The sequence below is a fragment of the Synechococcus sp. MIT S9451 genome (assembly GCF_047304725.1).
In the GTDB taxonomy this organism is placed as follows: domain Bacteria; phylum Cyanobacteriota; class Cyanobacteriia; order PCC-6307; family Cyanobiaceae; genus Synechococcus_C.
Genome location: NZ_CP138971.1, coordinates 929,062 through 942,972, shown reverse-complemented (window position 1 = coordinate 942,972; position 13,911 = coordinate 929,062). Strand labels below are relative to the sequence as shown.

The 13,911-nt window shown below is 61.1% G+C and carries 13 protein-coding genes and 1 riboswitch; of the genes, 5 read left to right on the top strand and 8 right to left on the bottom strand.

The window, feature by feature from the left end:
- Positions 1-64: 64 nt before the first annotated feature.
- Positions 65-1,531: a mannose-1-phosphate guanylyltransferase/mannose-6-phosphate isomerase gene (locus SIB72_RS04865; protein WP_413744789.1), complete on the top strand. Its 1,467-nt coding sequence runs from the start codon at positions 65-67 to the stop codon at positions 1,529-1,531.
- A gap of 12 nt (positions 1,532-1,543) precedes the next feature.
- Here SIB72_RS04865 and glmS read toward each other — a convergent pair whose 3' ends face one another.
- Together glmS and psaC are read right to left on the bottom strand one after the other, a co-directional pair.
- Positions 1,544-3,430, bottom strand: a complete 1,887-nt coding sequence (gene glmS, locus SIB72_RS04860) for a glutamine--fructose-6-phosphate transaminase (isomerizing) (RefSeq protein WP_413744788.1) — start codon at positions 3,428-3,430, stop codon at positions 1,544-1,546.
- Between the two features lie 52 nt (positions 3,431-3,482).
- Positions 3,483-3,728: a photosystem I iron-sulfur center protein PsaC gene (psaC, locus tag SIB72_RS04855; protein WP_007099573.1), complete on the bottom strand. Its 246-nt coding sequence runs from the start codon at positions 3,726-3,728 to the stop codon at positions 3,483-3,485.
- Positions 3,729-3,902: 174 nt separating this feature from the next.
- On the opposite strand from psaC, the gene acpP reads away from it, so the two are divergent.
- The 3 genes from acpP to tkt all read left to right on the top strand — a co-directional run bounded on the left by acpP (position 3,903) and on the right by tkt (position 7,497).
- Positions 3,903-4,145 (top strand): acyl carrier protein, encoded by a 243-nt coding sequence (acpP, locus tag SIB72_RS04850; RefSeq protein ID WP_007099572.1) that lies wholly within the window; start codon positions 3,903-3,905, stop codon positions 4,143-4,145.
- 8 nt (positions 4,146-4,153) lie between these two features.
- Entirely contained in the window at positions 4,154-5,401 is a 1,248-nt protein-coding gene (gene fabF, locus SIB72_RS04845; RefSeq protein ID WP_115118702.1) for a beta-ketoacyl-ACP synthase II, read from the top strand.
- Positions 5,402-5,487: 86 nt separating this feature from the next.
- The gene (gene tkt / locus SIB72_RS04840) at positions 5,488-7,497 is read left to right on the top strand and encodes a transketolase (RefSeq protein WP_413744787.1); all 2,010 of its coding nucleotides are present in this window, start codon (positions 5,488-5,490) and stop codon (positions 7,495-7,497) included.
- A gap of 259 nt (positions 7,498-7,756) precedes the next feature.
- Here tkt and thiC read toward each other — a convergent pair whose 3' ends face one another.
- From thiC to ruvB, 6 genes are all read right to left on the bottom strand, one after another.
- Complete coding sequence (gene thiC, locus SIB72_RS04835) at positions 7,757-9,211, bottom strand: phosphomethylpyrimidine synthase ThiC (RefSeq protein WP_413744786.1); 1,455 nt, start codon at positions 9,209-9,211, stop codon at positions 7,757-7,759.
- Positions 9,196-9,304: riboswitch (TPP riboswitch) on the bottom strand. Its footprint overlaps the gene before it by 16 nt.
- A gap of 23 nt (positions 9,305-9,327) precedes the next feature.
- Positions 9,328-9,954 carry a HEAT repeat domain-containing protein gene (locus tag SIB72_RS04830; protein ID WP_413744785.1) on the bottom strand — a complete coding sequence of 209 codons (627 nt, stop codon included), beginning with the start codon at positions 9,952-9,954 and terminating at the stop codon, positions 9,328-9,330.
- Positions 9,951-10,199: a DUF3188 domain-containing protein gene (locus SIB72_RS04825; RefSeq protein ID WP_115118708.1), complete on the bottom strand. Its 249-nt coding sequence runs from the start codon at positions 10,197-10,199 to the stop codon at positions 9,951-9,953. Before SIB72_RS04825 ends, SIB72_RS04830 begins: the two co-directional genes overlap by 4 nt.
- On the bottom strand, positions 10,196-11,389 hold the full coding sequence (locus tag SIB72_RS04820) for an amidohydrolase (protein WP_413744784.1): 1,194 nt from the start codon (positions 11,387-11,389) through the stop codon (positions 10,196-10,198). Before SIB72_RS04820 ends, SIB72_RS04825 begins: the two co-directional genes overlap by 4 nt.
- Complete coding sequence (locus SIB72_RS04815) at positions 11,386-12,180, bottom strand: tetratricopeptide repeat protein (RefSeq protein WP_413744783.1); 795 nt, start codon at positions 12,178-12,180, stop codon at positions 11,386-11,388. The genes SIB72_RS04820 and SIB72_RS04815 overlap by 4 nt, the downstream gene beginning before the upstream one ends.
- Entirely contained in the window at positions 12,177-13,313 is a 1,137-nt protein-coding gene (ruvB, locus tag SIB72_RS04810; protein WP_413744782.1) for a Holliday junction branch migration DNA helicase RuvB, read from the bottom strand. The genes SIB72_RS04815 and ruvB overlap by 4 nt, the downstream gene beginning before the upstream one ends.
- Before the next feature lie 84 nt (positions 13,314-13,397).
- Between ruvB and smpB the strand changes: the two genes are divergently transcribed.
- Complete coding sequence (gene smpB / locus SIB72_RS04805; protein WP_115118715.1) at positions 13,398-13,898, top strand: SsrA-binding protein SmpB; 501 nt, start codon at positions 13,398-13,400, stop codon at positions 13,896-13,898.
- Positions 13,899-13,911 lie beyond the last annotated feature (13 nt).

Sequence of the window (13,911 nt, the reverse complement as noted above, 5' to 3'; positions counted from 1 at the left end):
CCTCCAAGGGCTGACAGCGATAGGGACGTGGGGCAGGATCGAGCCATCACGCGTCCAGGCTTCGGTGAGCACCCCCTTAATCCCTGTGATTCTTTGCGGAGGCACAGGAACCCGTCTCTGGCCTCTTTCCCGCGCCAGCTACCCAAAGCAGTACTGGCCGCTGGGGGGCAGCGGTGAGGAGACCCTGCTGCAACAGACCCAGCAACGCCTGGAGGGGCTGGACGATCTGCAGGATCCGCTGCTGATCTGCAATGACGACCACCGCTTCATCGTGGCCGAGCAGATGCGCCAAATCGACGTGAAACCTGGTGCGATCCTGCTGGAACCGATGGGTCGCAACACCGCACCCGCCGTGGCCATCGCCGCCCTGCAGGCAACGGTCAAGGGAGAGGACCCGCTGCTGCTAGTGCTCGCAGCCGACCACGTCATCCGTGATGGCGAGCGCTTTCGCGCCACGGTTCAAGCCGGCCGGAGCGCAGCGGAGGCTGGGCGATTGGTGACCTTTGGCATCGTGCCCACGGCACCCGAAACCGGCTACGGCTACATCGAAGCCACTGAACCTTTACAAGCAAGAACTCTGAGCCCAGCCCCAATTGCACGCTTTGTAGAAAAACCAGACCAAGCCACCGCTGAGCAGTTCCTCACCACCGGCCGCTTCACCTGGAACAGCGGCATGTTCCTATTCCGGGCCAGCGCCATGCTGGCGGAACTGGAACGACTCGCCCCCGAGGTGGTGAGCTGCTGCAGGTCGGCACTGGAGCAAGACCATCCCGACCTTGACTTCCGTCGGCTCGACCACCATGCCTTCGCCCGTTGCCCCGAGGTGGCCATCGATGTAGCCGTGATGGAGCAGACCCAATTGGGCAGCGTGCTCCCCCTCGATGCTGGATGGAGTGATGTGGGGAGCTGGAGCGCCCTTTGGGACACCTCCAACAAGGACGCTGACGGCAACGTGCTGCGCGGCCGTGTCATCAGCGAAAACAGCCGCAACTGCTACCTACGCAGCGAGCACCGTCTCGTGGTGGGCCTAGGGGTCGAGAACCTTGTTGTGGTTGAAACCGATGACGCCGTGCTGATCGCCAATCGTGATCAGGCCCAGAACATCAAGAAAGTGGTCGCCCAACTGGAGGCTGACGGCAGCCCCGAGGGCAAGGCCCACCGCAAGATCTACCGCCCCTGGGGCCATTACACCGGCGTGATGGAGGGCAGCCGTTGGCAAGTCAAACGCATCTCCGTGAAGCCAGGCGAGAGCCTGTCGCTCCAGATGCACCATCACCGAGCTGAACACTGGGTCGTCGTGCGCGGTACCGCTTTGGTGGAGCGCGACGGCGATGAACAACTTGTGGGCGAAAACCAGAGCACCTATATCCCGATGGGCTGCCACCATCGCCTCAGCAATCCCGGACGCATCCCTGTGGAGATGATCGAGGTGCAGAGCGGCGAATACCTAGGCGAGGATGACATCGTGCGCTTCGACGATGTGTATGGGCGCAGTGATCAACAGCTTGATCCAAGCGAAAAAGCCGCCTGAACCCGCTTTGGATCACTCCACCGTGACGCTCTTTGCCAGGTTGCGGGGCTGATCCACATCAAGGCCGCGATGCGCAGCGATGTGATAGCTGAGCAGCTGCATCGGCACCACCGTGAGCAGGGGGCTGATCCACTCGCTCACCTCCGGTACCGGCAGCAGATCATCGAACAAATCAGTATCCGGGCCTTCAGGAGCTACACCGATCAAACGCGCATCCCTGGCCTTCGCTTCCTGAGCATTGCTGAGCACTTTCTCAAAGACATTGCCGGGTACTGCGATCGACACCACGGGCACACGGGAATCGAGCAAAGCAATCGGGCCGTGCTTCATCTCGCCAGCGGGATAGCCCTCGGCGTGGATGTAGCTGATCTCCTTGAGCTTCAGAGCACCTTCCAGGGCGATCGGATAGTTGATGCCCCTTCCCAGGAAAATCACATCCTGCGTTTCTGCAAAACGGTGGGCAAGCGCCTCTGACTGCTTGTCGTGCGCATCGACCAGCTGACGCAACTGGGTCGGAAGCTGGCGCAACTCCTGCACCAAATCATGGATCTCCGCATCACTGCGACGACCCCGACGGGCTGCGAAGGCCAAGGCCAAAGCGTAAAAAGCGAGCAACTGGCCCAGAAAAGTCTTGGTGGCAGCCACACCAACCTCAATACCGGCGCCGATGTCGAGGATCGCGTCCACCTGGCGCGCCAGGGAACTTTCCGGTCGATTGGTGATCCCCAACTGTCGGCTGGCATAGGCAGGATCTAGATGGCCAGCACGACGGTCCGACTCCATGGCCAGAGCCGCCAAGGTGTCGGCTGTTTCACCCGACTGGGTGACGCCGATCGTGAGGGTGTTCGGTGCCAACGGAGGCGGGGCATAGCGAAATTCACTGGCGTAGAAAACGCTCGTGGGGAGGCCAGCGAACTGCTCCAGCAGATAGCCCCCGACCTGGGCAGCATGGCGACTGGTGCCGCAGGCCAGGATCTGGATGCGCTCGACCCCGGCATAGAAGTCTTCATCAAAGGGCAAAGCAACAGGATTGCCGGCCGTTAAGCCTGCGGGTAGATGGCGTGCCACCCACAGTTCAGCTGTTTCCGGTTGCTCATGAATCTCCTTGAGCATGAAGTGGCGGAAATCACGCTTATCCGCCACTCCCTCCTGGTTACTGAGCACGGTGGGCGTGCGCTGCTGGCGCTCTCCTTGCGCGTTATAGAGCTCGATGCCGAGAGGACTGAGCAGAGCCACCTCCCCGTCTTCCATCGGCAAAATCGTGCGGGTGAAACCGGCTAGCGCAGGCGTGTCACTGGCGCAGATGAATTCCCCCTCCCCCAGGCCGATGAGCAGCGGCGCGGCGCGGCGCGCCACCACCAGGGCCCCAGGCACCTCCGCCCAAACCACTGCCAGCGCATAGGCCCCTTGCAGTGCGGGCAATACCGCTTGAAGAGCATTGAGCAACAGGGCACCACTGGGCTTCTCACCAGCAGCAACAAGACGGTCCAACTCGGCTCCCACCAGATGGGGAATCACCTCGGTGTCGGTCTCGGACTGAAAAACCACCCCAGCCGCTGTCAGCTCGTCCCGCAGGCTTCGGTGGTTCTCAATGATGCCGTTCTGCACCACCGCCACCCGTCCGGAACCGTTGCGATGGGGATGGGCGTTGTGTTCCTCCGGCTTGCCATGGGTCGCCCAGCGGGTATGACCGATGCCGCACAGCCCAGGGGCTCCCTCCTGGTCGACACGGGCAGTGAGATTCACAAGCTTTCCCTTGGCCCGAACGCAGTGCAGCTCACCGTTCTCAACGGTGGCCACACCGGCGGAGTCATAACCGCGGTATTCCAGCTGACGCAGACCCTCCAAAAGCAACGGGGAAGCGTCCCTAGAGCCGATCACCGCAACGATTCCGCACATACAAAAAAAGCCCGGCTGAAGCCGGGCTGAGCTTATTGCTTTTCAGAGGTGATCAGTAGGCCAAGCCCATGCTTCGGCTGGTCTCATCACCAAGATAAACACGGATGCTGAGGAAGTCCGTGGGACAGGCGGTTTCACAACGCTTGCAACCGACGCAATCTTCAGTGCGAGGAGATGAAGCGATCTGACCGGCCTTGCAACCGTCCCAGGGCACCATCTCAAGAACATCGAGAGGGCAGGCACGCACACACTGTGTGCAGCCGATGCAGGTGTCGTAGATCTTGACGGCGTGGGACATGCGTCCGGTCCTGAACAAATGGCTTGGCGCCAACGTACCCGCCATCAACGCAGCTGAACCACACTCACGCTGGGGCCTTCACCGTTGTTAACGACAGTGGGGGCTTGAAGAGGGGGCCAAAAGCAGGGGTCACTGAGGCCAGCCCGTAAGATGCGTCGTCCCGTCTTCACGGCTATGTCCCAGGAAGCGATCCTAGAAAAAGTCCGTTCGATCGTGGCGGAGCAGCTCAGCGTCGATGCCGGCGAGGTCAAGCCGGAGTCGAATTTCCAGAACGATCTCGGCGCCGACTCCCTCGACACCGTTGAACTCGTGATGGCCCTGGAAGAGGCCTTTGACATCGAAATCCCCGATGAAGCAGCTGAGGGCATCACCACCGTCGGTGACGCCGTCAAGTACATCGAAGACAAGCAGGCCTGAGGATTGGCATGGTGAAGGGTCTTCAACGCGTTGTGGTCACCGGCCTCGGCGCGGTGACACCGATTGGCAATACCGTTTCCGACTATTGGAACGGTCTCGCTTCGGGCTGCAATGGCGTAGCGGGCATCACCCTGTTCGATGCGTCAGCTCATGCCTGTCGGTTCGCTGCAGAGGTCAAGGACTTTGACCCCACTGGATTCCTTGAAGCCAAGGAAGCGAAGCGCTGGGATCGGTTCTGCAAGTTCGGTGTGGTGGCAGCCAAACAAGCTGTTGCTGATGCCGGCCTCGAGATCACCGAGGCCAATGCTGATCGAATCGGTGTCAGCATCGGATCGGGCGTGGGTGGGCTGCTCACGATGGAGACTCAGGCCCATGTGCTTGACGGCAAGGGCCCTGGACGGGTCAGTCCGTTCACAGTGCCCATGATGATTCCCAACATGGCCACTGGCCTGGCGGCGATCGCCCTTGGCGCCAAAGGTCCCAGTTCAGCTGTTGCTACCGCCTGTGCAGCTGGCTCCAACTCAGTGGGCGATGCCTTCCGGCTGCTGCAGCTAGGTAAGGCCGACGTCATGATCTGCGGTGGTGCTGAATCCGCCATCACGCCACTTGGAGTGGCTGGTTTCGCCAGCGCCAAGGCATTGTCTTTCCGCAACGATGACCCAGCCTCAGCAAGCCGACCCTTCGACAAAGAACGCGACGGCTTTGTGATTGGCGAAGGAGCCGGCGTGCTGGTCCTCGAGACCCTGGCCCACGCGGAGGCTCGAGGCGCCACGGTACTGGCCGAAGTGGTGGGTTACGGCACCACATGCGATGCCCATCACATCACCGCACCGACCCCCGGTGGCGTTGGTGGTGCAGCAGCAATCCGCCTCGCCCTTGAGGACGGAGAGATCAGTGCTGAATCCGTGGATTACATCAATGCCCACGGCACCAGCACCCCAGCCAACGACAGCAACGAGACCGCTGCGATCAAGAGCGCCCTTGGCTCTCGTGCTCTCGCAATTCCAGTGAGCTCCACCAAGTCGATGACAGGCCACCTCCTAGGAGGATCCGGCGGCATCGAAGCGGTGGCCAGCGTGCTGGCAATCCGCAACGGCGTGGTGCCTCCCACCATCAACTACGCCAATCCCGATCCCGACTGTGATCTGGATGTCGTGCCCAACACGGCCCGTGAGCACACACTGGGAACCGTGCTCTCCAACTCCTTCGGCTTCGGCGGCCACAACGTCTGCCTTGCCTTCCGTCGCATGCGCTGAACCAACCGATAGGTGGCACGCTTTCGTGCCGCCGACCCGTTGTTTCAGACTGACGGCATTCTTTACCGCTTCTCCACTCGTACGCCATGGTCGCCGCGCCCGCTTCTATCGACACGCTCTGCGTCAACAGCATCCGCATGCTGGCCGTTGACGCCATCAACAAATCCAAGAGCGGTCACCCCGGCCTTCCCATGGGCTGCGCTCCGATGGGCTATGCGCTATGGGACAAGTTCCTGAAGCACAACCCCAAGAACCCCAAATGGTTCAACCGCGACCGCTTCGTGCTCTCCGCGGGTCATGGCTGCATGTTGCTCTATGCGCTGCTGCACCTCACCGGCTACGACTCGGTGTCGATTGAAGACATCAAAAACTTCCGCCAGTGGGGCTCCAAGACCCCAGGACACCCTGAAACCTTTGAAACCCCGGGTGTGGAAGTGACCACCGGGCCTCTCGGTGCGGGCATCTCAAACGCAGTGGGCCTGGCGATCGCCGAAACCCATCTCGCTGCCAAATTCAACAAACCCGGTTCAACCCTTGTCGACCATTACACCTATGTGGTGATGGGTGACGGCTGCAACCAGGAAGGCGTCGCATCGGAAGCCGCGTCCTTGGCTGGACATTTGAAGCTGGGCAAGCTGATCGCTCTTTACGACGACAACAGCATCACGATCGACGGACGCACCGACGTGTCCTTCACCGAAGACGTTCTCAAGCGCTACGAGGCCTACGGCTGGCATGTGCAGCATGTGGCCGAAGGCAATACCGATGTGGATGCCATCACCAAGGCAATCGAAGCCGCCAAGGCTGTGACCGACAAGCCTTCGATCATCAAGGTCACCACCACCATTGGCTACGGCTCACCCAACAAAAGCGACACCGCAGGTGTGCACGGTGCCCCTCTGGGAGAAGACGAAACAGCCCTCACCCGTCAGCAACTGAACTGGAACTACGGCGCCTTTGAAGTCCCCCAAGAGGCCTATGACCAGTTCCGCCAGGCCATCGATCGCGGCGCCAGCCTCGAGGCCGAATGGAACCAAACCTTGGCCACCTACCGCACCCAATATCCAGCTGAGGCCGCTGTCTTCGAGCGGATGCTCCGGGGTGAACTCCCCGAGGGTTGGGATAAGAATCTGCCCACCTACACACCTGAGGACGGTGGACTGGCAACCCGCAAGCACTCTCAGATCTGCCTTGGTGCCCTCGGCCCCAACCTGCCCGAGCTGATTGGTGGGTCGGCCGACCTCACCCACTCCAACTACACCGACATCAAGGGTGAAACCGGCTCCTTCCAACCCGAGAGCCCCGAGAAGCGCTACCTCCACTTCGGTGTGCGTGAGCACGCCATGGCCGCGATCCTGAACGGCATTGCTTACCACAACAGTGGTCTTATCCCCTACGGCGGCACATTCCTGGTATTTGCCGACTACATGCGCGGCTCCATGCGCCTGTCAGCCCTCAGTGAGCTGGGTGTGATCTACGTGCTCACCCACGATTCCATCGGCGTGGGCGAAGACGGTCCTACCCACCAACCGATTGAGACCATCCCCTCGCTGCGTGCGATTCCGAACATGCTGGTGTTCCGTCCAGGCGACGGCAACGAGACCAGCGGTGCCTACAAGCTGGCGATCGAAAACCGCAAACGCCCCAGCGCCCTGTGCCTCAGCCGCCAGAACATGGCCAACCAGGCCAACTCCTCGATCGACAAAGTGGCCCTCGGTGGCTACATCCTCGAGGACTGTGACGGCACTCCTGAGCTGATCCTGATCGGCACAGGCTCCGAACTGGACCTCTGCGTTCAGGCCGCCAAACAGCTCAGCAGCGAGGGCCGCAAAGTACGCGTGGTTTCGATGCCCTGTGTGGAACTGTTCGACGAACAGAGCGACGCCTATAAGGAGCAGGTGCTTCCCTCTGCCGTGCGCAAACGGATCGTGGTCGAAGCCGCCGAAACCTTCGGCTGGCATCGCTTCATCGGTCTCGATGGCGACAGCGTCACCATGCACCGCTTCGGCGCTTCAGCACCCGGCGGAACCTGCATGAAGGAATTCGGTTTCACCGTGGACAACGTGGTGACCAAGTCGAAAGCTCTGCTGGGCTGATCCTCGACTGAGATAGGAATGACCTTCGGGTCCATTCAACCAAGCGTCCGAGCCCTCCTAACGGGGGGCTTTTGCATGGCATGCCATGGCGGCATGGCATGGCCCCTGGAGCACGACGCATCGCATGCGCAGCGAGGCAGAACTGGTCAGCCAGCACACCCAAAAGAAGCAGTCCACAACACAAAAAACCCCGGTGTCACCACCGGGGCAAAAAGACGATCAGCGCAAAGGAGTCGTCCGTCCTAAGACACCAGTCCGCTCAGGCTTTGTCCTGCTTCATAGTCACCAGCTCTGCAGCCCCCTTGGCCTTGAGCACGTCTTCCAAACCTTCGAGGTCTGCATCGGTGATCTTGGTCTGCATCGGGCAGTGCTTGGGCCCACACATCGAGCAGAACTCCGCCTGCTTGTAAATGTCGGCGGGCAGGGTTTCATCATGATATTCCTTGGCCCGCTCAGGGTCGAGAGAAAGTTCGAACTGCTTGTTCCAATCGAAGGCATAGCGGGCCCGGCTGAGCTCATCATCACGGTCACGGGCACCGGGGCGATGCCGAGCAATATCAGCGGCATGGGCGGCGATCTTGTAGGCGATCAACCCCTCTCTCACATCGTCTGCATTAGGTAGACCAAGGTGCTCCTTGGGGGTCACATAGCAGAGCATCGCCGTGCCATGCCAGCCAGCCATCGCTGCGCCAATGGCACTGGTGATGTGGTCATAACCAGGCGCAATGTCGGTGACCAAAGGACCGAGCACGTAGAAGGGGGCTTCATTGCACTCCTCCATCTGCTTCTTGACGTTGAACTCGATCTGATCGAGAGGCACGTGGCCCGGACCTTCCACCATCACCTGCACGTCGTGCGTCCAGGCGCGACGGGTGAGGTCACCCAGCGTCTTCAGCTCAGCCAGCTGGGCCGCATCGGAGGCGTCGTGCTGACAGCCAGGACGCAGAGAATCACCAAGCGAAAAGGTGCAGTCGTAGCGCTTGAAGATCTCGCAGATGTCGTCGAAGCGCGTGTAGAGCGGGTTTTGTTTGTGGTGATACAGCATCCACTGGGCCAGGATTCCGCCGCCGCGGCTGACGATCCCCGTGATGCGACCCTTCACCTTGGGCAGGTGCTCGATCAGCAAACCAGCGTGGATCGTCTGGTAATCGACGCCCTGCTGACAGTGCTTCTCAATGATGTGCAGGAAGTCATCTTCCGAAAGCTTCTCAATCGAGCCATGCACGCTCTCCAGGGCCTGATACACCGGCACGGTGCCGATCGGCACGGGTGAAGCCTTGATAATCGCGGTGCGCACATCATCAAGATTGACGCCGCCGGTGGACAGGTCCATCACGGTGTCGGCACCGTATTTCACCGCCAGGTTCAGTTTCTTGACCTCTTCCTCGGCATCCGAGGCATTGGGAGAGGCGCCGATATTTGCATTCACCTTGCACTTGCTGGCGATCCCAATCGCCATCGGCTCAAGATTTTCGTGGTTGATGTTGGCGGGAATGATCATCCGCCCCCGGGCCACCTCCTCCATGACCAAGGTCTCAGGCAGGTTCTCCCTCCTGGCCACATAGACCATTTCCTCGGTCACCAGGCCCTGACGGGCGAAATGCATCTGGGACACGTTGGACTGTCCGCGACGGGACTGAACCCAGGAAGCACGCATGATGAAAGAGCGATGGGACGCCCAGGGGTCGGCAAACCGGTGATCACGCTTGGTCACTTCCCTGCGCCGGCATGACCCGGATCAGGTTCGGAGGGTGTGATCTCAGCCCATTCTGTTGAGACAACAGAGCAGGCACCCCTAGTGTTGCTCGAAAGCTAGCAACGACATTCAGTTCAAGGCTGCAACCCATTTAGAGCAGCAGCCACCACGCGATGATCGCCGTCCTTCTGGAGCGAATGAAGCCAATGACGGGCCGTGGACGCCTGGGCAACTCCGTCATGGACAAGCCGGCCAAGGATTTCGGCGCCGCCGACGCGAACAGTGCCGTCGGCATCCTCAATCGCAAGCTGAGCCAGCTCCAGCAACCAGGCGGGATCAATCTGCGGCTGCTCAGCAAAGGCCGACAGGATGCTGCAACGCACCAACCAGGCATCATCTGCGGCAAACCTGTCGCGCAGCAGTGGCCAGGCCCGTTCGACGCCATAGCTGGCCAGTGAATTCGCAGCCTCTGCGCGCACGTTGGCATCCTCGTCATCTCGAACCAGGCGAGAGAGCACCTGCCAGCCCTGCTCACTGCGTCGAAGACCGAGCCCGCTGCAACTGAGCGATCGCACCACAAACGCCGCTTGCTCCGAACCCAACACCAGCAGGGGAACCACCACCGACTCCGTCTCTTCATCAGGCATCGCTCTCAATCGAGCCAGCGCAGGCAGAGCTCGCATCGGATCCCCAGAACCGATCGCTTGGCGCAAAGCCTGCGGATCGGGGAGGGGCTTGGGCTCATCCGGTGTGGAGGTCATTGCGCATCGTCTGAATCAAGGCGATCGGTTCGCGTGCTGCGCAGGGCCATCAAAAGGCGATAGCGCCGGCGACGCCGTCCGACCACTGCGCTGATCACCAGACCGATGCCCACCAGGATGGCAGGAAGCGCCTGCAGACGGTCGGTACCTTGACGCTGGATCAGAGCCACGATGCCAAGCAACACCAACAACGGGGCGGCCAGAGATAACCAGATATGTGCGGGAATGGCCTGACGAAGGGTCATGGGTTCAGGTCCGTCATCCAGGCCAACAGCGTGGCAGTGAGCACACGAATACCAACTTCCAAGCTGCCCTCCTCTGGGCAGAAACGACCGTGATGAAGCGGGGCGCAGCCCTCGGGGCCCGCCACTCCAAGCCGGAACATGCTGCCGGGAAGATCTTTCAACAGTTCCGCAAAATCCTCCGCACCGAGCGATGGTTGATCCAGACGCATCACCTGGGACCGACCAAGCTGATCAATGGCACAACGTTCCAGCAAATCGGTGAGTCCGGGATCGTTGTGCACTGGTGGAGCAATGCAGCGATAGGTGACCTCAGCGGAGGCGCCGAAACTGGAACAGATTGCCTGCACCGTCTCTTCAATCCAAGCGGGCAGGCGGTTATGGAGGTCAACATCCAGACAACGCACGGTACCGAGCAATCGCACCCGATCGGCAATCACGTTGAAGGCTTTACCGCCGTCGATCTTGCCAAAGCTGACCACCACAGGATGCAAGGCATCCAGACGACGGCTAATGGCCTCCTGCAAGCCAGTCACCACCCGCGCGGCAATCCAGATCGCATCCACGGATTGGTGAGGCCTGGCACCATGACCACCCTCGCCCATGACGATGATCTCCAGCTCACCGGCGGCGGCGGTGAGACTGCCACTGCGAACACCAATCGAACCAACGGCAAGGGTGGGGAACACATGAACGCCATAGAGGGCTGAAAGCCCCTCAAGGGCCCCGTCATCCCGCATCCATCGAGCACCCTCGGCCAGCTCTTCCGCTGGCTGAAATAAAAGACGCACCCCGCGAGGAAGGGGCTGATGCACCTGACAAGCCGCAAGCAGGCGAGCGACCCCAAGACCGATGCAGGTGTGCAGGTCATGGCCGCAGGCATGCATCACGCCCTGGCGCAGGGAGGCGTAGGGGAGTTCGGTGCGTTCCTCCACTGGCAACGCGTCCATATCCACCCGCAAGCCGATCCTTGGCCCATCGGAGGGTCCGAGTTCCGCCACAACACCGGTGCGGCCCACACCTTCACGCACGTTCCAGCCATGGTCGCGCAGATCACCTGCCACAAGGGCAGCGGTCTGATGCTCCTCACCACTGAGCTCAGGATGGGCATGCAAGTGGCGACGCAACTCCAGCAAGTCGGGAAGATGCTGGGCGAGGGCCTGGCTCCAAGCCGTGCTGGCCAGTTCGCTCATGGGACCTCCAATCTGAGAAAGGCCATCAGATCAGCCGTCGGTTGTGGCGGCCAGCGCCGAATTTCAAGCAGCCATTCCGCCTGGCGGTAGCGGGGATCCAGACCTGCCGCGGCTGCCCAATGGCTCTCAGCCTCACCTCGCTGGCCGCGTCGCCACAGCAAAGCGCTGAGGCCGGCACGAGCATCCGCAAACAGTGGGTAACGGCGGATCAGATTGCGCAACTCCCGCTCAGCCGAATCGAACTGCTCCAATTGGTACCGCGCCAGCGCCTCACTAGAGCGGGCCATGGCAAAGCCTGGTCTCGCCAGGGATGCTTGGCTGTAAAGCTCGGCCGCATCGTCCCAAACCGCCTGGGAGCCGAGCACATTGCCGAGGTTGTACAGGGCGGACGCTTCAGCAGGATCTCGAGCAAGGATCCAGCGATAGTCGGCTGCCGCGGCGTCCCACTGCCGAAGCGCTTCTTCTGCAGTACCGCGATTGAGATGGGGATCCATCTCCTCGGGGGATAGCTCCATAGACCGGGTCTGGTCTGCAATCGCACCCTCGGCATCGCCCAGCAAAAGGCGAACGTTGCCGCGGTTACTCAGAGCCGCCGCATCCTGCGGATGGTCTGTGAGAAAGCGGTCCCAAAGCAACAAGGCCTGCGATGCGTCCCCATTGCGACTGGCAACCAACGCCTGCTTGAACAGGGCCTGATCCGTTGAGGTGGCCGATAAAGCGGCCGCAGGCAAGGCCATCGGGAAGAACCAACAAGCCATCAGCACCAACAGCACGCAGGGAAGCCGGCTCATGCAGCGGGATCCTCCACAGCAGGATCCTTCAAAGTGGGCTCCCCCACCGCTGGCCAGCCGAGATGGCGCCGACCGGCAACCGTCACGACCCGGCCACGGGGGGTGCGCTGCAAAAATCCGAGTTGGAGCAGATAGGGCTCCACAACCGTTTCCAAGGTGGTGGCGTCTTCCCCCAGAGCGGCCGCAAGGGTATCGAGCCCCACCGGACCTCCGCCATGGGACTGCAGCAACAGCTCCAACAGGCGGCGATCACTGGCATCAAGGCCTCGACCATCAACCCGGTGCAAGCTCAGGGCTTCGTCCACCAGATCGGCGTCGATCAACACAGAGCCATCGGGCGGTGTTGAGTCACCGTTGACAGATACTGCTCGCACACTGGCCACGTCGCGCACACGCCGCAGCAGACGGTTCGCAATCCGCGGCGTTCCCCGGCAGCGGCGAGCGATTTCGGTGCAGCCATGGGCCGACAAGCTCAGGCCAAGCAGCCCGGCAGCCCGCTCAACGATCGCCTCCAGATCCTCCTGCCCATAAAACTCAAGCCGCTGCAACAGCCCAAAGCGATCCCGCAACGGGGAACTGAGAGAACCTGCCTTGGTGGTCGCCCCAACCAGGGTGAAGGGAGGCAAATCGAGGGTTCGCGTGCGGGCAGTACTGCCCTTTCCAACCGTGAGATCGAGGCGGCGATCCTCCATTGCCGGATAGAGCAGCTCCTCCGCCACGCGGGTGAGCCGGTGGATCTCGTCGATAAACAGCAACTCCCTTGGTTGCAGATTGACCAGCAGGCCCACAATGTCGCGAGGTCGCTCCAAAGCCGGGGCGCTAGTGATCCGACAGGGGACGCCAAGCTCTTCAGCCAGCACAAGAGCCATGGTGGTCTTGCCCAGGCCAGGGGGGCCGTAGAGCAGCACATGGTCGAGGGCATCGCCGCGGGCACTCGCCGCCTGCACAGCGATGCCAAGCACCTGCTTGAGCTCCGCTTGGCCGATGTAGTCATTCAGGCGGCGGGGCCGCAGGCTGTCTTCCCTGCCAGGAGCACTCTCCTGGGCAGAGCGTTCCGGTGACAGAAGCGGCGACGGATCCTTCAACTCCCGTCGCGGTCGCTTGGATCTGGCAGCTGAAGACTCGATCGCCATGGCACGAGCGTACCGAGCCCAGAGGTTGGATGGGAGTCAAGATCCCTCTAGGCTCGTGATTAGCAGCGGCAGCAGCGCAGCGTTATGGCAAAAGGCCCGGGCCGCAGGGGAAACAGCGGGAAGGATGCCAACGACAAGCCACGGATCCTGGCTGACAACCGCTTTGCGCGGCATCAGTACGACATCCTTGAAACTCTGGAAACCGGGATCGAACTACTGGGCACCGAAGTGAAATCGGTACGGGCCGGACAGAGCAACCTGCGAGATGGCTTCTGTCTGATCCGCAATGGCCAGATGCAACTGCACAACGTGCACATCTCTCCGCACACCCACGCAGGCAGCTATTTCAACCACGACCCCCTGCGCGTGCGCCGACTTCTCGCTCATCGGCGTGAGATCGACAAACTACGCATTCAACTGGACCAAAAGGGCCTCACCCTGATCCCCCTCAACCTGCATCTGAAAGGGTCCTGGATCAAGCTCACCATCGGCCTCGGCAAAGGACGCAAACTGCACGACAAGCGGGCCTTTGAGAAAGAGAAACAGACCAAGAAAGAAACAAAAGCAGCACTGTCGCGTTACTAATTCAACGCATCTA